This is a genomic window from Arundinibacter roseus (assembly GCF_004348825.1).
Classification (GTDB): domain Bacteria; phylum Bacteroidota; class Bacteroidia; order Cytophagales; family Spirosomataceae; genus Arundinibacter; species Arundinibacter roseus.
This window is the reverse complement of the sequence record NZ_SMJU01000019.1, coordinates 64,882-84,584: the sequence shown is the minus strand read 5'-3', so window position 1 is coordinate 84,584 and position 19,703 is coordinate 64,882. Positions and strand designations below refer to the sequence as shown.

Genomic DNA, 19,703 nt, shown 5'->3' with positions numbered 1-19,703 from the left:
AGAAACGCGCATATCAGGTTCATGAAACCTGGTCTGTCTGTAAAATACAAAAGGGAGCCTTTCGACCCCCTTTTGTATTCAAATATAACGGGTTAAATCAATAGCCGGGGTTTTGTTTCAAGCCGGGGTTGGCATCAATCCGCTGCTGAGGAATCGGGAACAACGCAGTGTGCGCAGCTGGATTCTTCATAAACTTGCTGGTAAACTTGCCTCCTACTTCGGTAAACTTACCGAAACGCACGAGGTCATTCCGACGCCATCCTTCCCATGCGAGCTCACGGCCACGCTCTTCGAGGATGCTGTCAAGAGTAAGCGAGGTAGCTGGTGCTAAGCCTGCGCGTTGACGAATTGGGTTCACATCAGCCAATGCACCAGCCTGATCGCCCAGGCGGAACTTTGCTTCACCACGCATCAGGTGTACATCTGCCAGGCGGAGCATTGCCCAGTCGTTATCCTGATCTGTACGTACGTTGTTTGTCTGAATCTGATATTTACCCAAACGGGCACCTGCGCCTTGATACGTAACGTCCTGAGCGGTCATTTCGTCCTTAGGAACATCAATCGTAAATACGAGGTCATTACCAAGCGCGTCTTTCAAATTAGCACCTGACGCTGATTTTTGTAAGCCTGTGATGAACATCTGCTTTCTCAAATCATTGTTTTCAAATGAGTTATAGAAATCAGCCAACGAACAGAAACCATTCCAGGGGGTATCGGCCAGGCCATAGGTAGCCTGATTTGCATAGTGCAGTGTACGGTAAGCAATAGTCATACCGCCTGCCTGATTTTTGTCAAAAGGAATAGCCCAAACGTTTTCAGTAGAGCCTTCATTATTGATCGAGAAGTTATTGAAGAAATTAGACTCCAATGAGTATTGACCAGAATTGATCACTGCGTCACATGCGGCAACACACTTAGCCCACTCGGGAGACCCTTTGTAAACCTGCGCATTGATGTACAACTTAGCAAGCAACGCCTGAGCGGCCCACTTGTTGATCCGTCCGTACGTTTTTGCTTCTGAAAGGTTTGGCAAAGCAGCTGTTAACTCAGTTTCTACAAAAGCGTACACTTCTGCACGAGTCTTGGTTGCAGCAGAAGCAGCACCAGATTCCGTGATGATGGGTACGTTTCCGAAAAGATCCAGTGCCAACAGATAGTAAAATGCCCGCACGGCTCTTAGCTCGGCAGTAGCAGGTGCATTTCCTTCTACCTGTGGAATCAATTGGTTGATGGTGTTGATACCACCTTCGAAAATCCAACCCCACATGTCATTGATAGGTCCGTGCAATGTCGACCAGGTGTGACGGTGGTAGTTTAGCCAGTTACCGCCATCGTACCAGTCAGCTCCACGAGTTGGAACCAACATGACATCGGTTGTTACTTCATGGTTGTGCCAGTTCCAGGAGGCATCACGTACGTTGGAGTAAGCAGGACCCAGGAGAGCAGCCAACTGCTCAGGCGTATTTCCAAATCCTTCCTGAGGAATTACCCCATAGATGGACTCTTCCAGATTGGTACAGGAAGCCATCGTAATAGCTCCTGCCAAGGCAAGATAGGTGAATGATTTTTTCATTTTAGTATGATTTTTTACTATAATTTTGATAGAACCGTCTGTTTGGTAGAGGTGTTTGGTGGAAATAAAATTTTTATTTCCACCAAACCTTTTACCTTAGAATGAAAGGTTTACACCTAGCTGAAACCCGCGTGATTTGGGGAACTGCTGCTTGGTATAAATACCGGAGTTACTGTTTCCTGTGCTCAATTCAGGATCAACACCCTTGAATTTGGTTAATACAAACAGGTTGTTACCTGATAGATATACCTGTGCTCTTGTGAAAGTTTTACCTTCTACGGGGATATTGTAAGCAAACTGGAAGTTGGCAAGACGTACAAAGCTACCATCTTCTACGAAATAGTCGATAGAACCGGTACGGTCATCCCGAATAGGAGAATCCACAGCGCTTTTGAGTGTATTTTCTGCGGGAATACGACCTACCTGACGTTCATACTGCATACGCTCGGCATTGTAGATTTTATTACCAAAGTTACCATTCAACAGGAAGCTCAGGTTGAAGTTTTTGTAGGTAAAGTTGTTGGTCATAGACGCAGTTACCTTAGGCAGCGGGTTTCCGATGAACGTCCGGTCTGAGGCATTTTCGTCGATAACACCATCTCCATTAATATCTTCAAGTACATACTTACCCTGATCATCAATTTCAAGTACACGTGCACCCCACAACGCACCTACCGGATAGCCGGGGCGGATAATTGAGAAAGGTACATTGGAAGTACCGCGGGTAGCAGCACCTAAATCACTACCGATAAAAATAGCATCGGAGGCCAGAAACTCACCTTTTGAAAGAGCAACTACCTCGTTTTTCAGTGTAGCACCGGCAATAATTCCCTGCCACTTGAAATCACCTTTATCAATAATCAACCCGTCCAAAGACAATTCAAACCCTTGGTTTCTCATAGAACCTACGTTAGCCAGAATATTAGGAACGATAGGACGGATGGAAAGTGGCGCAGCGATTTCGTACAACAGGTCTCTTGTATTCCGGATAAAGTAGTCCATCGAACCAGATAGACGGTAGTTGAACAACGAGAAGTCGATACCAGCTCCGTAGTTTTCGTTTACTTCCCACTTCAAGTCAGGGTTAGGGTTCTGAATCGGGCGGTACGAAGGCAGCCAGTTTCCGTTGTCATAGTAGCGTGCACCAGCACCTAGCAAAGCAAGGGTAGTGTACGGACGAATACCTTCGGAGTTACCTGTCTGTCCGTAGTTAACTCGGAATTTAAGGTTATCAATTGCGGGCACAGTTTTCAGGAACTCTTCGTTGCTAACGGTCCAGCCTACCGATGCGGCAGGGAAAAGACCCCATTTATTGTTGGCACCAAATTTAGTAGAACCGTCGCGACGCAAACTCATAGTTGCAAAGTACTTCTCGTTAAGAGCAGCCGTTACACGACCAAAGAAAGAGATCAACTTGTAATTGGAACGGAAAGAACCAACTGCATCTGTACGCTGACCCAACGCTAGTCCTGCACCAGCTCCAAGGTTGTCAAATCCGATTTCATCCGAAATAAAATTACTGTTACGAGCAGAGAAGCTAGCAAAGGACACATCCTGATACGAGTAACCTCCCAAAGCACCGATGTTCAAATTACCCAGCGTTTTGTTGTAGTTCAAGGTTAGTTCGAGCAGCTTATCATCCGTTGGTGCATTGTATGCCGGACCATTGGAGATTTGTGCCAAGCCCTGTGACACTACGCCTGACTTAGGAACACGGGTCAGGTAGTAAGATGTATTTTGCTGATAGCCTTTCAAAGCACCGTTGGCACCAATCACCAGGTCTTTAGTCAGATTGTACCGAAGATTCATATTTCCAAGATACTCAACTGACTTGCCTTCATTGGTAGTATTATCAATCAAAGCTACCGGGTTGAAGATGGAGAAATCTCCCAAACGCTCAAAATAGCCTGCGCGTGAAGGAGTCTGAAATGCAGGATCAGTTGTGTAAACAGGATCCGTAGGACGGTTGGTAATAGAATAAGAGAATGCTTCGTAGTTGATAAAATCACGATTTCCCAGGATAGCCGAGAGGCTTGTGGAAATTTTCAGCTTTCCATTCAAAGCCGTTTGATCCAGGTTAATCCGGGCGCTGATCCGCTCGTAGTTTGATTTTTTTACAACTCCCTGCTGACCGAGGTAACCCAAAGATGCACGGTAGCTAAAATTCTCTGTTCCACCGGTAAATGCCAGGTTGTGGCTTTGAATGATTGCCTTACGCGTAATTTCTTCAAACCAGTTGGTATCGGCACCTTTGTCATCAGCTCCAACATTGAAACCAAATTTTTGGGTAGCTGCGCGGTACTCTTCTGCGTTCATGTAGGCAGGAGCTTTTGCGATCTGATCTACCCCAACGAAACCGTTGTAATCCACACTTGCACGCCCACTTCTACCACGTTTTGTCGTAATGATGATTACACCATTGGACGCACGTGAACCGTAGATCGCTGCCGAAGAAGCATCGCGAAGTACGTCAATAGTTTCGATGTCATTCGGAGAAATGTTCTGAATGGGTACACCTGGCACACCATCTACTACATAGAGTGGATCAGAACCAGCCGAAAGCGAACCTACCCCGCGCAGACGAACTACCGCAGTGGCATTAGGGTCACTACCTGTTTGACTGATAACCAAACCAGCTACTTTACCCTGAACAGCTGCCAATGGGTTGGCATTAAAACCGCTGTTAAACTCTTTGCTGCTGATGCTCGAAACAGTACCCGAAATCTCTTTCCGCTTTTGAGTACCATATCCTACTACCACCACTTCTTCCAGAGCTTTGGTATCTTCGGCAAGTTTAATATCAATCGTAGAGCGATTGTTTACCGGAATTTCCTGAGCAACATAGCCCACAAAACTAAATACAAGCGTTGCGCTTCCGGGAGCAGACACAGAAAATCTTCCGTCTACATCTGTATTGGCACCGCGCGAGGTACCTTTCACCGTCACGGCTACACCGGGCATGCCTGAACCGGACGCGTCGGTCACGACGCCAGTTACCGTGATTTCCTGCGCCATTACCATGCCTGCCGAAATCAACAGTGCCAGTACTGTTTGCCACAGTCGGGTAATGCCCACATGACCGTTTTTGCGGTCAGCATTGTAGGAAAAATTCATCATAGGTTAATTGATTGATTGGTTAAACGAACTTACTTTATTAAAAAAACGGACAAATTTATTTTGTTAATATTAGCAACAACACAAAATAATCTAATTCTTTCTCGTGTTATTGCAAATAAACCCAAAAGAAGTGAGCAAATTTCAATAATTAGTTTTTATAATACAAAAACATTTCACAGAAATTAGAAACTATTTTTGAGTAAAAAATTTGCAAACTCTGCTTTCTGAAATTTCACAGAAAAAAATCCATTATTTTCGTGAAATGTTTCAAATGAATGCAAATATATGCATATTTGCACAAATTATACAAGTAAAGTTTGCACAAAATCGCACGCATAGTGCAATTTTCTCTTGGTATGTTAAAAGACGAGCGACAACACTGGATTTTAGATAAACTAAGCGCGGATAAGAAGGTTTCTTTGGTTGCATTGAGTCAGGAATTGGATGTATCCTACGATAGCATTCGTCGGGACGTCATTGAGCTTGAAGAGCGAGGACTACTTAAAAAGGTACATGGAGGGGCAATCTCCAACTCCTATCTCCCGATGCGGGTCAGGCAGGCAATGGGTATTCCTAATTCTGAAATTTCAATCATTGCCCAAAAAGCTCAGCGACTTTTCCATAATGGACAAATCGTTATGATGGATGGTGGAACCACGAATCTGTACATTGCAGAGCAGCTTCCCCGGACTCTTGAATTAACGATAATCACTAATAGCCCTCCTCTGGCGATCTCTCTGGCAAATCACCCCTCCGTGGAGGTGATTTTGCTGGGGGGGTCGTTTCACAAGCGCTATCAGATTACGATGGGTAGCGAAACCGCCGCCCAACTTCGTCATTTCAAGGCCGATCTATATTTTATGGGCGTTGTCGGGATTCATCCCACCGCCGGGCTGACGATCCGGCATTACGAAGAATCACAACTCAAACGCCAAATGATGGCGGTATCAGGCAAAACAGTTGTGTGTACTACTTTTGAGAAAATTAATAACGTGGAAGCCTATCAGGTTTGCCGTTTTGAAGACATTGATACCCTTCTTTATAGCACAAGTACGATCCTGCCCGAAACCAAAGGCTGGCCCCGGCACAAGGTAGAATTTATCTGAAAAACAGAGTGGCCTTGCCTGTACTGTGTTGTACATTTGCAGGAAAATAGCCCTTTGATTTTTGCATAATGACAGGATTATCTTCCGAAACAACCGCTCATTTTGATGAACTTTCGCGTCAGCTTGACGGCGAATTATTTACCGATTCTACCTACCGGACGCTCTACGCTACCGATGCATCGGCTTATCGTGAAGTACCTCAGGCTGTGGCTATTCCACGCACAGAAGCGGATCTGAAACGGCTCATTCTTTTTGCAAATCAGAAGAAAATTTCGCTCATTCCCCGCACCGCCGGTACCTCTCTTGCCGGGCAGGTTGTAGGAAACGGGATTGTGGTGGATGTTTCACGGCACTTCAATAAAATACTCGAAATCAACGCCGCCGAGCGGTGGGTCAGGGTACAGCCGGGCGTTGTGCGGGACGAGCTCAACATGGCCTTGAAGCAGTACGGGCTCTACTTTGGTCCCGAAACCTCCACTGCCAACCGCGCTATGATCGGCGGAATGGTCGGTAACAATTCCTGTGGTTCCAACTCGGTTGTGTACGGCTCTACGCGTGAACATTTGCTGGAAGTAAAAGCTTTACTTGCTGATGGCTCGGAAGCTATTTTTTCTGCCGAAATCGGACTGGCTGCCCTTGACGGGCTACGGGCCGGTGCGTCCGATCTGGAAAAAACGATTTATAAGGCCACAAAAAAAATTCTGAGCGACTCAACAAATCAGGAGGAAATCCGGAAGAATTTTCCAAAAAAATCCATCGAGCGGCGCAACACCGGCTACGCGTTGGATTTGTTACTGGACTGCGCCCCTTTTACCGAAAACGGCCCCGCGTTTTCGATGTGTCGACTCATTGCCGGGTCAGAAGGAACGCTTTGCTTACTTACAGAAATAAAACTTAATCTCGTGCCCCTTCCACCCAAAACTCAGGGGTTACTTTGTGCACACTTTAATACGATTGACGAAACTCTTCGGGCAACTATTGTAGCACTTAACTATAAGCCGCAGGCCGTAGAACTCATTGATAGCTATGTACTTGAATGTGCCGCAAGTAATTCGGAACAACGAAAAAATGCTTTTTTTGTAAAAAATACAGACGAAGGAACTTACCCGGCAATCCTGGTGGTCGATCTCTCCCGCGAAACGAAGGAAGAGGTAGAACAGCTGGCGCATGACCTCGAAACCGAGCTGCGGGCCGCCGGGCTGGGCTTTCACTTTCCACTGCTTTTTGGTGAGGATACCAAAAAAATATGGACGCTGCGGAAAGCCGGCCTCGGGCTGCTGGGAAACATTCCGGGTGATGAGAAAGCGGTGGCTGTGATTGAAGATACTGCCGTGGATGTACTCGATCAACCGGCCTATATCCGGGATTTTAATGAGATTCTACACAAGCACAACATGTCGGCTGTGCACTATGCACATGCGGGCTCGGGCGAGCTGCATTTGCGGCCGATAATCAACCTGAAAACCCGGGAAGGACATCAGCAATTTCGGATGATTGCGGAAGAAATTGCAACGCTCGTTAAAAAATACGACGGCTCGCTTTCGGGTGAGCATGGCGACGGGCGGCTACGGGGTGAGTTTATTCCGAAGATGGTGGGGGAGCATAATTATGCGTTGTTTAAAGAAATTAAACGTGCCTGGGATCCGAACAATCTATTTAACCCCGGCAAGATAGTTGACTCGCCGCCGATGGATACGTTTCTGCGCTACGAGGCCGATCAGCAAACCCCGGAGGTAAAAACGTACTTCCGATTTCCGAATCAGACTATCCTGCAACATGCCGAGCAATGCAACGGCTCGGGAGATTGTCGGAAGACCGAAATGAGCGGCGGCACCATGTGCCCTAGCTACATGGCAACGCGGAATGAAAAGGACACCACGCGCGCCAGAGCCAATATTTTACGCGAGATGCTTACTCGCTCACCCAAAGAAAACCCGTTTGATCATGCCGAAATCAAAGAGGTTTTTGACCTGTGCCTGGCGTGTAAAGGCTGCAAGGGCGAATGCCCGTCAAATGTTGATGTAGCTAAATTAAAAATGGAGTTTTTGCAACAGCACCACGACGTCCACGGCGTGCCGATGCGCTCGTGGCTGGTGGGTAATTTTTCTAAACTGACTCAGTTGGCCAGTTACGTACCCTGGGCGTACAATATGGTTTTTAAAAATGCGCCTTTGCGCAAATTTGCCAATCGGGCAGTTGGTTTTCACCCCGAGCGAACCATGCCGCTGCTGCACACAGAAACGCTTTTGAGTTGGTTTAAAAAGCAACCCAAACGCCCACAAGCATCCTCGGAACCGGGTCGAAAGGTGTACCTTTTCTGTGATGAGTTTACCAATTTTAATGATGTAGAAATTGGCAAAAAGGCCATCCTATTATTACAAAAACTTGGCTACGAAGTCGAGATCCCGAAACATGCTCCCAGCGGACGGCCGCAGCTATCAAAAGGCTTATTGAAAGATGCTAAGAAAATTGCGGAACAGAACATTCAGTTTCTGAAAGATATTATTTCGCACGATACACCGCTGATCGGCATTGAACCGTCAGCTATTTTGACTTTCCGGGACGAATATCCGGATCTCGTGCAGGAAGATTTGATCGAAGACGCTAAAAAAATTGCCCAAAATGCCTTGCAGTTTGATGAATTTATTGCGCGGGAAATTGATCTAAAAAAAATCTCAAAAGACCTTTTTTCCACCGAAAAACGCCTCATCAAATTGCACGGGCACTGCCAGCAAAAGGCGATAGCAAGTATGGTTCCGACTAAGAAAATGCTCTCTTTACCCGAAAACTATACCGTTCAGCTAATCCCCAGCGGCTGCTGCGGCATGGCCGGGAGCTTTGGCTATGAAGCTGAGCACTACGACATTTCTATGAAAATTGGCGAACTCGTACTTTTTCCAACCGTGCGCCAGCAACCCGAAGAAGTGCTGATCGCCGCACCCGGTACAAGTTGTCGGCATCAGATTCATGACGGAACAGGCCGAAAGGCGATGCACCCCGTGGAGATTCTGTGGGATGCAGTTGTATAAATTTGAATGAGTGAGGAGTCCGCCCGCACGGCGAATGAAAGGCGGGGCTCGTGACTTCGAGCCCCGACCACAGTCGGACGCTGCCGGGCATGATTGCGAACCGGACTTTTATGCGAGTTGCGCATACCTCTTCTCCATCACAAGCTTGTATGCCTCTTTCATCTTCTCTGAAAGAAAGGAGCGGTCAACCCAGTCAAAGGCCTTAATTTTATTCTTGTTCATTCGCCTGAACGCCCCTTCCATCTGCTTTTTGGTCAAGCCCAATCCGTTGGCTAATTGCTCAAAATGTTCCCGCTTCAACTTTTTTTTCTTACCCATCAAAGTAAGTGCAAGTTCTTCATCATCATCAGGGTTTACGATTGAGACATTTAACAGATCGTAGGCCGGAGATAATCCCCACCCATAGGGACTCTCAATCATTGAAAAGTTTTTTAAGTGCATGTCATTGTTCCCGGTTAGAAAGCAAAATAGCGCTAATTCGAAATAAAGAACCTTATCCAGTAATGTATTCCCGGAATAGCTGTCCAACGCTTTTCCAATTCTTTCCATAGAGCTTTTGTACTTATCAAATGCCTCCGTTATCTGAAACATATCGATCATATGGATTTTATCTCCTGACTCAGTGCGGTCAATTCGTTTAGTTATGTAGGAAAGTTCACCAGAAGCTAGTCGAATCAGAGAAGAAGGCACCACCCGAATTCCGAATGTTTTAGCTATCAACATGGTTACATGTTCGTTTGCGGGCATTTCGGGAAAGCGATCAGAAGGTGGCTTGAAAATATACTGCCCCCCCAGGGCCCCCATCACAGTCAGCCTGGCATCCGATTTTTCTTTTGCTGCCTTCACTACCGACATGGAAATTTTTGCCTGAACACCAGGTACTGCGATACTCCGCTCCACTACTGCTTTGGCCAGTTCATCCATTTTGTCAAGCGAGTAGTCTAGAACCGGGGCTCTCGGGGTTCCAAAAAACGCCATTGAACATTTTTCATGAAAATCCTTCTCTTGCCCTAGCGACATATAGCAGTACAAACATTTATTCTCCATCTTATGCTGGTATGGGTTCAACACTTACGGCCCCGATACAATTCTGGCAACAGGCCAACAACAGCCCCATGCGATCATTTCGATTGATTTTCCAGCTTTTGGAAGCAATATCCAATAGCCACCCTTCCGGAATTAATCCTTCAAAAAATGGAAACAGCCGATTATCTGTATAGGGCTTATGGGTTACTGGCATGGTAAAGGTTATGAAACTTTCAGGATGGTTTATGACGTACTGCTCTTCATATTGAAAAACATACTCTCCCTCATTTGTCTCGGTGATAATACCGGCCAACTGATCTTTGTAGTATACTCTTCCGTGTCTCATTGAATCAACTCTTTACTACTGACCGGAGCCAACTCATGACCGAACATGCGGAGAACGAGGTTTACCTTTTCCATACTCAGATTGGTTTTACCCTGTTCGATCTTACGTACTACGGTTAGCGCCACGCCAGCTCTTTCGGCAAACTCCTCCTGCGTAAGGTTAACCCCTCGTCGACGTTCTTTTACAAAATCAGCCAAAGTTCTAATCATATGTATTTAAATATAATCCTAGTCCAATATAGCTATTTTATATGCTTTTAAATATAATTATATCTTTAAGATGAAAAATATATGCTTTCGCATATAAAATCCTTCTACTCTTCCAGAAAATCTAAATCTTTCCCATGTGTTTCAGGGATGGTAAGGGTTGAATAGAACCCGATTGAAAAGACCAGAACGCCCACCAGCATTCCGGCCATGATGACTCCCAGAGAGGGTTTAAAGGCCAGAAATAGCAGGTTCATTGGCACCAATGCGCCCCTTACAAAGTTGGGTATTGTGGTAGCAGCAGTAGCTCGTAAGTTCGTGCCAAATTGCTCTGCCCCGACGGTCACAAACATAGCCCAATAGCCCGTGCCCAGCCCAAGCCAGCAGCACAGGGCGTAGAGCGCTTCGGGTGTTTTGAAGCCGCCAAACAAAAACAGCAGCACTCCTGCCAGTGCAAAAGCCATCATATAGGCAATGGCTTTTTTGCGGGAATGCAATCGATGACTAATAAAACCACTCAAAAGATCGCCTACGGATACACCGATGTAACCCCACATGATAGACAGGCCGGGCTCTACTACTCCCACTACACCCAGCGCCTTCCCAAACTGATTGCTTTGATAGGCCAGGATCCCCATACAAAACCAGGTCGGCAGGCCGATACCAATGCATTTCATATACTTTATGAAACGCTCTCTGTTGGTAAAGAACGCAAAGAAATTGCCTTTGGAGATCCCGCCTTTTTGAGAAAGCCCCTTGTACATTCCTGACTCAATTACCCCAACGCGCAGCAATAACAGCATGATGCCCAGCCCGCCACCAATAAAATAGGCGATAGTCCAGTCACCTGAAAGGCGTACGGTGAAGGTGCCTACCACGGCTCCCATAAGACCGATGCCAGCCACCAGCGATGTGCCAATCGCCCGCAGGTTTTTGGGCAGAATTTCAGATACCAGCGTAATGCCCGCTCCAAGTTCTCCGGCGAGACCAAATCCTGCAATGAAGCGAAGCCACTTGTAGGCTTCAATTTTATCAACAAAGTTTATTTGGGGAATCAATCCACAGGCGATGTTGGCCAGTGAATAGGTAATGATTGAACCAAAAAGAACGGATAACCGACCCTTTTTATCGCCCAGCATTCCCCAGGCAATTCCTCCGAGGAGAAGACCTATCATCTGAAAATCCAATATTTCAATTCCAACAACATCGGCTTCATCCAGAGTTAGCCCCAGGCTAAGCAAACTGGGAATGCGCACAATACCAAACAGCTGCAGGTCATAAATATCCACAAAATAGCCAAGCGCCGCCACAACAACGGGCAGACTGGACAAATGCTGGAACGTTGTCTTTTCAGGAATAGTCGTAGTCGTTGAGTTCATAGCAGAAAGTGCACGGATAAAGGGTTGGGTTGAAAGCAGAAATTGAACCGGGTATTCAAAGAAAATCAATTCTCAACAAAAAAATAAAACCGCCGGAAATTATTCTTCCGGCGGCTTGCGGCGCATGGTTTTTACCTCTGCGCGTCGTTTCTTGGTTTGTTTGCGATTCTCCACCGACGAAAAAGTCGGACTGGTGGGTTTGCGTTGCCTTGGCACCACAAAAGCCTTTTGAATCAACTCGTTAAACTTCTGAATAATCTTTGTCTTATTGCCCAGTTGGCTACGTTCGGTTTGGTGATAGAGCAGCAAAATGCCGTCTTCTGTAATTCTATTGGCCAGTTTGTGCAACAGCCGCTGCTTTTGTTCATCGGTCAGCAGGGCGGAGTTTTGTACGTCAAAGCGCAGCTCTACTTTTGTTTCTACCTTATTCACATTCTGCCCGCCTTTTCCTCCGCTTCGAGCGGTCTGAAACACGAGTTCAGGATGGAGGAGTTTGGCATTAAATCCCTTTTCTTCCCTCATTATTTTTCACTTATTTGATTCCACTTCATGTAATTCCTAACTTCCTCAAACCCCAGTTTTTCGTACATAGGCTTGCCCGCAGTCGAGGCATTGAGCGTAACGAGCGCGATCTGCTGCGCCTCGCACCAGGCCATCATGTGATGCATCAGGCTGTTGGCCAGGCCGCGCCCACGGTAAGCAGGTTCGGTATATACGTTCAGGATATGCGCCTGTTTCTCGGAGTGGCACACTCGTTTATCTGCTCCCGGAAAAGGAGCAATTCGCCGCAGAAGCAGCCCTCCACCGGCTATTATTTCTCCTGACTCCGCTTCTGCGAGCCAACCCACAAAAGACGCATCTGCCACTGCTTCCTCAAAGTAGGAAACACTTTGTCTATACATTTCGTCATAGCCTTCCGGAGAAAGGTCGTTCATGGCAAGCCACATGTCGGCCCGATGCTGTGCAAGCGTCGGGGCATCCGCTACGGTGGCTTGTCGAATCGTAAAAAGGTGCATGGAGCCTTTGTAAGTTGTTTTTGTACAAAGTTCAGGAGATTTACCGGACTTTTCAACGCACCTTAAAGTCCAAAGACCAAAACATTTTTCTGCGCCTGGTACAACCTTTTTAATTCACCTTTCAGGATCAGTCAACAAGTTATCAGTAAACACCATGAAATTTACCTCGTTATATCCACAGGATCCGTCCCGGCCGGTCATTACGTTTACGATCTTTAATTTCCCCAAAAACAAAACCTGGTGGGCGCTGAGGCAAATGGGACTCAAAATATTAGAAAAATCTGCGGGAGCTACGTTTAGTAAAATGCTTGGCAGCGGTCGGAAAGGTTTTGATCTGATGCCCAATTTTCGCAAATACACCTTTCTTGCGAGTTGGGAAAACGACCGTCAGGCAAACGATTTTTTTGCTTCACCTGCGTTTCAAACCTATGCTTCCAGAGCCACAGAGCACTATACCATCAAAATGCAGCCGATGCAGGTGCACGGGCATTGGGACGGAAAAGAACCGTTTAGCGTGTCCGAGCGAATTGGAAAAAACTATCAGGGACCGGTCGTAGTATTGACGCGGGCCAAAATTCATGTAACCAAGCTTTTGGATTTCTGGCGGCATGTTCCGCAGGTTCATGCTTCACTCAAAAAGTCACCGGGGGTACTGCTTGCCATGGGCATTGGAGAAAATCCAATCACACAGCAGGCTACGGTCAGTATTTGGGACAGTGTAGAATCGTTGAAAAAGTTTGCCTATCAAACTACGGGTCATAAAGAAATCGTGCACCGAACCCGGCAGCGAGGCTGGTATAGCGAAGAGTTATTTGCACGTTTTGTGCCAACGGCTACACAGGGCACGCTTGACGGGAAAAATATCCTTGTCCCACAGCTGGAAATGATTCGTCTCGCTTCTGTGTACTACCCATAAATTCTCACTCCATCTACTAAAATTCGTTCTTTCGGTGAAGGTTTTATCACCGATTATTCGACCAAATTGACTCTTTTACGTAGAGTATCAATTCCTGCACCGTGAAAATCTATGGATTAGATGATCGGCTTGATACTCCGCCTATTCAATAGGAAATATCGTGGTTTAAAGTTTTTAGGGATTCTTTCTGATTTAATCTTAAGGAAAAAAAGCGAGCTACTTCTTTCCACAATCTCTCGGAAGCCTACGCATGCCATTGCCGCGCGCAATACTGAAACGAACCGAGCTCCGACCCGACGCAGGCACAGCTATCCACACCTCAATCGCACGAATCAATTAACCTATGGAGACAAAGTCCACAGAGTCTGTTGATTATAAAATATGGCAATTTTTAATCAGGCAAGACTGAATTGTTAAAAAATGTCACGTAAGTTAGTGGCTAAGAAAGCAATTGCTCGTCAGTAAACCCTACCAACAGTAAAGCTGCACAAGCTGTAAACGCGAGTATCACTCACTATTTCAGAAACTTATGAACAAAAGGCTTAAAATTGTAATAATCGTTCTATTTTTTATTTCCGGAATCAGTTCGATCGTATATCAGGTAGTTTGGCAACGTTATCTCACATTTTCCTTTGGTTCCGACACCCTCTCTACAACTATCATAGTTTCCATTTTCATGCTAGGGTTAGGCTTGGGGAGTTACCTGGGCGGTAAAATATCTGATAGTCTGGACGATCTGAAACGATTGGGGCTTTACGTCATAATAGAAATAGTAATTGCTGTCTTTGGCGTTCTGAGCAGCTTTTTCCTTTATGATATACTTTATCAGAAATTTTCCACAGAAAATCTCCTATTATCGATTTTCCTTTCTTTTGTTTTTTTACTTCCTCCTACCGTAGCGATGGGCTCTACCCTTCCCTTGCTTTCAAAACTGTTTGAAACCTCCCTGCGCGAAATAAAAACCAATACGTATTATTTGTATGCTTTCAATACATTTGGGGCAGCCTTTGGTGCATTTATACCATTTTTTATTATTGTTCCAAGGCTCGGTTTTAATGGGTTAATTTATTTTGCAGCCCTATTGAACTTACTTTGTGTTTTGGTGACCATTCTCATGTATAAATCTCTTAAACATATACCTCATAATCGTACTTCAAATAGTGAAAAAGAAGAGGAGCTGGTAGTTAAAGAAACTACGCAGTTAAATTGGTATCTGTTATTTGGTGTTTCTGGATTTATCGCGTTATCCTTAGAGATGATTTGGTTTAGAACACTCCACATCATGCTAAAAGGAAATAGTTTTACTTTTCCTGTCCTTCTATCCATTTACCTTGTAGGTATCGCCATAGGCTCAATCATTGGATTAATGTATTTGAAGAAAATAAAAAATCCTACTCATCTATTTTTTCGTTTACAGGGATTGATCGTACTATCGACTCTTCTCTCGTATATAGTCCTGTTTTTTGTGATAAAGAATAGTGAACTCATTGAATCATTTAACGATTATCTATACAGGTATGAGAAAGGGAGAGGATTTAGAATGAATTTTTTGACATTTTTCCTGACTTCCTTCTTTGTCGCAATTCCCACTATTCTTATGGGAGTTTCATTTGTTTCCTTACAGGAGGCATCTAATAAATCCATAGTTTCTTTTGGAAAAAAATTAGGGACATTATTGTTCTTCAACATCGGATTTTCATCTATCTCTGTGATTATAACTACCTTTTTCTTATTTCAATACCTGGGTACAAGTCAGTCATTATTCTTTCTTTCGATACTACTAATTATTCTATTTATTTATAAAATACTCTATATAGATACGTCTTACATACACAAAACTGAGAGTTCCCTGCTTATTGTTACTACGTTGATTTGCATGGCTATTTTTCCGGACAATCAATCCATGTGGAAAGTATTTCAGGGTTCTCATGACAAAGAGATATTGGTACTGGAAGACAAATCAAGCGTTTCTACAATCAAATTGAATTTTTTAGACTCTAAAACCGATGTGATATTTCTAAACGGATTGGGACAGAGTTATTTTCCATTTAAGCAAGATTTAGGACACGTGCAACTGGGATATTTACCGGTTCTTATCCATCCTGATCCAAAGAAAATTGCCATTATCGGTTTTGGCTCAGGGGGAACCTTGTATGCAGCCAGCCAATCAGAAAAAACTGACCATATAGATTGTTTTGAGATATCTACCAATCAATATGATTTAGTCAGTACCTATGGCAAAATGATTGATGATAAAGATATAAATCGATTATTCAATGATGATAGAATCAAATTGAATATTAAAGATGGCAGAAAAGCGCTACTGAATTCCGATGAAAAATACGATATCATTGAAGCAGATGCGCTTAGGGCCGACTCTCCATATTCAGGCAATATTTATTCAGTTGAGTACTTTGAATTGCTCAAATCCAAATTGAGTCCGGGCGGGTTTGCCGTAAGCTGGGCTGCCACTGAGCGAGTTACAAATACCTTTGCCAAAGTATTCCCTTACGCTTACACCAATGGCTTTATGCTTATTGGAAGTACTTCCAAAATTGAGATAGATTTGAATAGCCCCGTTAAGGAGGAGTTTAAAGCCCTACCGATTGACTGGAAAAAAAGTGTCCTTGATTTTAAGAAAGTAGAGTATCATTCAGATCAAGAAGTCAATAACGATCTATTTCCAAGAGATGAGTTTAACTATGTATATAAAAATTGATCGGTTGCATAGGTTATTGTACTACTGTATGGTAGCAGGTCTGTGGGGACAGAGTCTACGGAGTAGATGAATCAGTAGGGGAACATATTATACCATCTGTACTCTTTTTCGTTTTTAACAAAGTGACCAATCAGGGCTGAGACAGAGACTACAATCACAAAAGGTGTCGAGTCATATGTCCAATTCACTTGTAAAAAGGAAAAATAAACAAAACCAAAAAAAACCTCACTCCCCCTTCAACCGCTCTTTCAACTGCACCAACTCATCACGGAAGCGAGCGGCTTGCAGAAAGTCGAGGTCTTTGGCGGCGGCTTCCATCTTGCGTTGGGTTTCGGCGACGAGCTTTTGCAGGTCACTTTTACCCATGTATTGTACCACCGGGTCGGCAGCGATGTTGATCTCGTCGGGCTCTACGTACATGCGTTTGGTTTTGGAGTCGGCTACCATGGTTTGCTCCATAATGGCTTCTCTTGATTTGAGAATCGTGCGGGGCGTAATGCCGTGTTTCTCGTTGTACTCCATCTGAATAGCCCGGCGGCGGTTGGTTTCGTCAATTGCCATGCGCATGGAGCCCGTAATGCGGTCGGCGTACATGAGTACCTTGCCATTTTCATTTCGGGCGGCGCGGCCAATCGTCTGAATCAACGAACGAATATCCCGTAGAAAACCTTCCTTGTCAGCATCCATAATGGCCACAAGTGACACCTCCGGCAAGTCCAGGCCTTCGCGCAGCAAATTGACCCCGACCAGCACATCAAAAACCCCGAGGCGGAGTTCACGCAGAATTTCCACGCGATCCAGCGCTTTTACTTCCGAGTGAATGTAGCGGCCCTTCACCCCTACCCGGTCCAGGTATTTACTTAACTCCTCCGCCATACGCTTGGTGAGGGTCGTAACCAGCACGCGCTCATTTCGTTTGACACGAATGTCGATTTCAGCCAGCAAATCATCAATCTGATTCAGACTGGGGCGTACATCAATTTCGGGATCAAGCAGGCCGGTCGGGCGGATGATCTGCTCGACAACCACGCCGTCGGTTTGCCGGAGTTCATAATCGGCGGGCGTAGCACTTACAAAAAGGGTTTGGGTGGTCAGTTCTTCAAACTCCTGAAACGTGAGCGGGCGGTTGTCCAGCGCCGAAGGCAACCGAAATCCATACTCTACCAGCGATTCCTTGCGGGAGCGGTCGCCGCCCCACATCGCCCGAATCTGCGGCATCGTGACGTGGCTTTCGTCTACAACCATCAGGAAATCTTCCGGAAAATAATCGAGCAGGCAGAAAGGCCGTTGGCCGGGCTGACGGCGATCAAAGTAACGCGAGTAGTTTTCGATACCGGAGCAATAGCCCAACTCGCGCATCATTTCCATATCAAACTCGGTGCGTTCTTTAATCCGCTCTGCTTCCATGAGGCGGCCATCTTTGGCAAAGTAGCGAATCTGTGCCTGCAAGTCATCCTGTATTTCACGAATCGACTGCATGAGCACATCGCGCCCGGTCACAAAAAGATTTGCCGGGAAAATAGCGATAAGCTTTTCGCTCGAAATCCTTTTCCCTGAGGTTGGTTCAATCCGCTGAATTTCCTCAATTTCGTCTCCAAAAAAAATAATCCGGTACGCAAAGTCGGCATAACCCGGATAAATATCCACCGTATCGCCTTTGACCCGAAACGTACCTCGCGAAAACTCTACGTCTGTACGGCTATATAAAATTTCGACCAGGCGAAACAAAAACTGGTTGCGGTTGGTCCGCTCGCCGATGGCTACTTTCAGAATACTTTTTTTATACTCATTAGGATTTCCCGCACCATAAATACACGACACCGACGCCACCACGAGCACATCACGACGCCCGCTCATGAGCGACGACACCGTGGCAAGTCGCAGCTTATCAATTTCCTGATTAATCATCAGGTCCTTCTCGATGTACGTATTGGTGGTTGAAATAAACGCTTCGGGCTGGTAGTAATCGTAGTAGCTGATAAAATACTCGACGGCATTATTGGGGAAAAACTGCTTAAACTCGCCATATAGCTGTGCTGCCAGAGTTTTGTTGTGGCTAAGTACCAGCGTCGGACGGTTGAGCTGGTTGACCACATTGGCCACCGTAAAAGTTTTTCCAGAGCCCGTGACTCCAAGAAGCGTCTGGGCGCGGTCGCCATTTTTAAACCCTTCCATAAGCTGTTGAATGGCTTGTGGCTGATCGCCGGTAGGCACGTACTCAGAAATAAGTTCGAAATTCATATAGGCGTAAGGTTCAGTAAAAGCGTATAAGACGTAACAGGCAACGTACAACAAATGGTTCGGAACTGGCACAAGCTTTTTTGTTTGGGCTATCCCCATAAAAACTTTACCTGTTCTTCGCTGTTACGTATAGCGTGGAAAATCATTTTTCATTTACTTCTTCCTTATGCGAATTTTCCTTTTCCTGTGCTTGTCCGGGCTCGTCAGCAGCTGTGTTTTACGTAAAAAAGACATTCTATATCAGCCCGCCAGTTCTGGTCAGCCGGAACAAAGACTGGATGTGTACGCGCCCAAAAAGATGAATAAACCCAAACCAGTGTTGATTTTTATACACGGTGGAAACTGGAATTCAGGCAAAAAATCTACGTATCGTTTTTTAGGAAATTCCTTCGCCCGCAAAGGAATCGTTACCTTGATTATCGACTATCCACTTAGCCCGCAGGCTACCTATCAGCAAATGGCCGAAGCCTCCGCTCGGGCCGTTCAGTGGGCGGTACAGAACGCCACTACCTACGGCGGCGATCCGAAGCGGGTGTTTGTGTCGGGGCATTCGGCAGGCGGGCATTTGGCGGCGCTGATTGCGTTGGACTCTGCGTATTTTTCGACGCTTTCTCTATCAAATCCTTTGGCTGGTGTAATCCTGATCGACGCTGCCGGGCTTGATATGTACAGCTACCTAATGGAAAAGAAATACCAGCGCGGCCACACCTATCTCGCTACCTTTGGCACCGACCCGGCTACCTGGAAAAAGGCTTCGCCCCGGTACCATTTGAATCCCGATCAACCCCCTTTTTTGATTTATCGGGGAGAAAAAACGTATGAATCCATTGAAGTAAGTACCGAAGCTTTTATGGAGGATTTCAGGAAGCAGGTACCTTCGCCTGATTATTTTATTTGTAAAGGCAAGAAACATATTCCGATGATTACACAATTCATTTTTCCATGGAATCCGCTTTACCATCAGATGATTGATTTTATGGATAATCCCAGCGCTTTTTCCTCAATAGACTCACACTAAAATTTCAAAGA

Annotated in this window: 14 protein-coding genes; 5 read left to right on the top strand and 9 right to left on the bottom strand. The window is 45.5% G+C overall.

The features are described from left to right. Positions 1 to 97: 97 nt before the first annotated feature. Together EZE20_RS22105 and EZE20_RS22100 are read right to left on the bottom strand one after the other, a co-directional pair. Positions 98 to 1,573 (bottom strand): RagB/SusD family nutrient uptake outer membrane protein, encoded by a 1,476-nt coding sequence (locus EZE20_RS22105; RefSeq protein ID WP_132121855.1) that lies wholly within the window; start codon positions 1,571 to 1,573, stop codon positions 98 to 100. A 96-nt stretch (positions 1,574 to 1,669) separates the two neighbouring features. Next, positions 1,670 to 4,690 (bottom strand): SusC/RagA family TonB-linked outer membrane protein, encoded by a 3,021-nt coding sequence (locus tag EZE20_RS22100; protein ID WP_132121853.1) that lies wholly within the window; start codon positions 4,688 to 4,690, stop codon positions 1,670 to 1,672. A 338-nt stretch (positions 4,691 to 5,028) separates the two neighbouring features. On the opposite strand from EZE20_RS22100, the gene EZE20_RS22095 reads away from it, so the two are divergent. Together EZE20_RS22095 and EZE20_RS22090 are read left to right on the top strand one after the other, a co-directional pair. Next, on the top strand, positions 5,029 to 5,796 hold the full coding sequence (locus EZE20_RS22095) for a DeoR/GlpR family DNA-binding transcription regulator (protein WP_132121851.1): 768 nt from the start codon (positions 5,029 to 5,031) through the stop codon (positions 5,794 to 5,796). A gap of 68 nt (positions 5,797 to 5,864) precedes the next feature. After that, positions 5,865 to 8,825 carry an FAD-binding and (Fe-S)-binding domain-containing protein gene (locus EZE20_RS22090; RefSeq protein WP_132121849.1) on the top strand — a complete coding sequence of 987 codons (2,961 nt, stop codon included), beginning with the start codon at positions 5,865 to 5,867 and terminating at the stop codon, positions 8,823 to 8,825. Positions 8,826 to 8,933: 108 nt separating this feature from the next. Here the strand turns inward: EZE20_RS22090 and EZE20_RS22085 are convergent, their stop codons facing one another. From EZE20_RS22085 to EZE20_RS22060, 6 genes are all read right to left on the bottom strand, one after another. Beyond that, the gene (locus EZE20_RS22085; RefSeq protein ID WP_228713954.1) at positions 8,934 to 9,845 is read right to left on the bottom strand and encodes a HipA domain-containing protein; all 912 of its coding nucleotides are present in this window, start codon (positions 9,843 to 9,845) and stop codon (positions 8,934 to 8,936) included. Between the two features lie 28 nt (positions 9,846 to 9,873). After that, entirely contained in the window at positions 9,874 to 10,197 is a 324-nt protein-coding gene (locus EZE20_RS22080) for a HipA N-terminal domain-containing protein (RefSeq protein ID WP_132121846.1), read from the bottom strand. After that, the gene (locus EZE20_RS22075; protein WP_199879936.1) at positions 10,194 to 10,406 is read right to left on the bottom strand and encodes a helix-turn-helix domain-containing protein; all 213 of its coding nucleotides are present in this window, start codon (positions 10,404 to 10,406) and stop codon (positions 10,194 to 10,196) included. Before EZE20_RS22075 ends, EZE20_RS22080 begins: the two co-directional genes overlap by 4 nt. 104 nt (positions 10,407 to 10,510) lie before the next feature. Beyond that, a complete protein-coding gene (locus EZE20_RS22070) occupies positions 10,511 to 11,782 on the bottom strand; it encodes an MFS transporter (protein ID WP_132121844.1) in 1,272 nt (423 codons plus the stop codon). A 99-nt stretch (positions 11,783 to 11,881) separates the two neighbouring features. Next, a complete protein-coding gene (arfB, locus tag EZE20_RS22065; protein ID WP_132121842.1) occupies positions 11,882 to 12,304 on the bottom strand; it encodes an alternative ribosome rescue aminoacyl-tRNA hydrolase ArfB in 423 nt (140 codons plus the stop codon). Then, positions 12,304 to 12,798 (bottom strand): GNAT family N-acetyltransferase, encoded by a 495-nt coding sequence (locus EZE20_RS22060; protein ID WP_132121840.1) that lies wholly within the window; start codon positions 12,796 to 12,798, stop codon positions 12,304 to 12,306. Before EZE20_RS22060 ends, arfB begins: the two co-directional genes overlap by 1 nt. Positions 12,799 to 12,952: 154 nt before the next feature. Between EZE20_RS22060 and EZE20_RS22055 the strand changes: the two genes are divergently transcribed. Beyond that, complete coding sequence (locus tag EZE20_RS22055; protein ID WP_132121838.1) at positions 12,953 to 13,714, top strand: DUF3291 domain-containing protein; 762 nt, start codon at positions 12,953 to 12,955, stop codon at positions 13,712 to 13,714. Between the two features lie 529 nt (positions 13,715 to 14,243). Continuing rightward, positions 14,244 to 16,433, top strand: coding sequence for an MFS transporter (locus EZE20_RS22050; protein ID WP_132121836.1), 2,190 nt, complete (start codon positions 14,244 to 14,246; stop codon positions 16,431 to 16,433). 225 nt (positions 16,434 to 16,658) lie between these two features. On the opposite strand, the gene uvrB is transcribed toward EZE20_RS22050, so the two are convergent. Continuing rightward, positions 16,659 to 18,674 (bottom strand): excinuclease ABC subunit UvrB, encoded by a 2,016-nt coding sequence (gene uvrB / locus EZE20_RS22045; protein WP_132121834.1) that lies wholly within the window; start codon positions 18,672 to 18,674, stop codon positions 16,659 to 16,661. Between the two features lie 166 nt (positions 18,675 to 18,840). Here uvrB and EZE20_RS22040 point away from each other — a divergent pair, with 166 nt between their 5' ends. Continuing rightward, the gene (locus tag EZE20_RS22040) at positions 18,841 to 19,692 is read left to right on the top strand and encodes an alpha/beta hydrolase (RefSeq protein ID WP_132121832.1); all 852 of its coding nucleotides are present in this window, start codon (positions 18,841 to 18,843) and stop codon (positions 19,690 to 19,692) included. Positions 19,693 to 19,703: the final 11 nt, after the last annotated feature.

What these genes read in the sequence shown, in the direction of transcription:
- EZE20_RS22080 (WP_132121846.1), bottom strand. Translation starts at nt 10,197, where the DNA reads ATGAGACACGGAAGAGTATACTACAAAGATCAGTTGGCCGGTATTATC.
- EZE20_RS22105 (WP_132121855.1), bottom strand. Translation starts at nt 1,573, where the DNA reads ATGAAAAAATCATTCACCTATCTTGCCTTGGCAGGAGCTATTACGATG.
- EZE20_RS22060 (WP_132121840.1), bottom strand. Translation starts at nt 12,798, where the DNA reads ATGCACCTTTTTACGATTCGACAAGCCACCGTAGCGGATGCCCCGACG.
- EZE20_RS22090 (WP_132121849.1), top strand. Translation starts at nt 5,865, where the DNA reads ATGACAGGATTATCTTCCGAAACAACCGCTCATTTTGATGAACTTTCG.
- arfB (WP_132121842.1), bottom strand. Translation starts at nt 12,304, where the DNA reads ATGAGGGAAGAAAAGGGATTTAATGCCAAACTCCTCCATCCTGAACTC.
- uvrB (WP_132121834.1), bottom strand. Translation starts at nt 18,674, where the DNA reads ATGAATTTCGAACTTATTTCTGAGTACGTGCCTACCGGCGATCAGCCA.
- EZE20_RS22070 (WP_132121844.1), bottom strand. Translation starts at nt 11,782, where the DNA reads ATGAACTCAACGACTACGACTATTCCTGAAAAGACAACGTTCCAGCAT.
- EZE20_RS22055 (WP_132121838.1), top strand. Translation starts at nt 12,953, where the DNA reads ATGAAATTTACCTCGTTATATCCACAGGATCCGTCCCGGCCGGTCATT.
- EZE20_RS22050 (WP_132121836.1), top strand. Translation starts at nt 14,244, where the DNA reads ATGAACAAAAGGCTTAAAATTGTAATAATCGTTCTATTTTTTATTTCC.
- EZE20_RS22085 (WP_228713954.1), bottom strand. Translation starts at nt 9,845, where the DNA reads ATGTCGCTAGGGCAAGAGAAGGATTTTCATGAAAAATGTTCAATGGCG.
- EZE20_RS22075 (WP_199879936.1), bottom strand. Translation starts at nt 10,406, where the DNA reads ATGATTAGAACTTTGGCTGATTTTGTAAAAGAACGTCGACGAGGGGTT.
- EZE20_RS22040 (WP_132121832.1), top strand. Translation starts at nt 18,841, where the DNA reads ATGCGAATTTTCCTTTTCCTGTGCTTGTCCGGGCTCGTCAGCAGCTGT.
- EZE20_RS22100 (WP_132121853.1), bottom strand. Translation starts at nt 4,690, where the DNA reads ATGATGAATTTTTCCTACAATGCTGACCGCAAAAACGGTCATGTGGGC.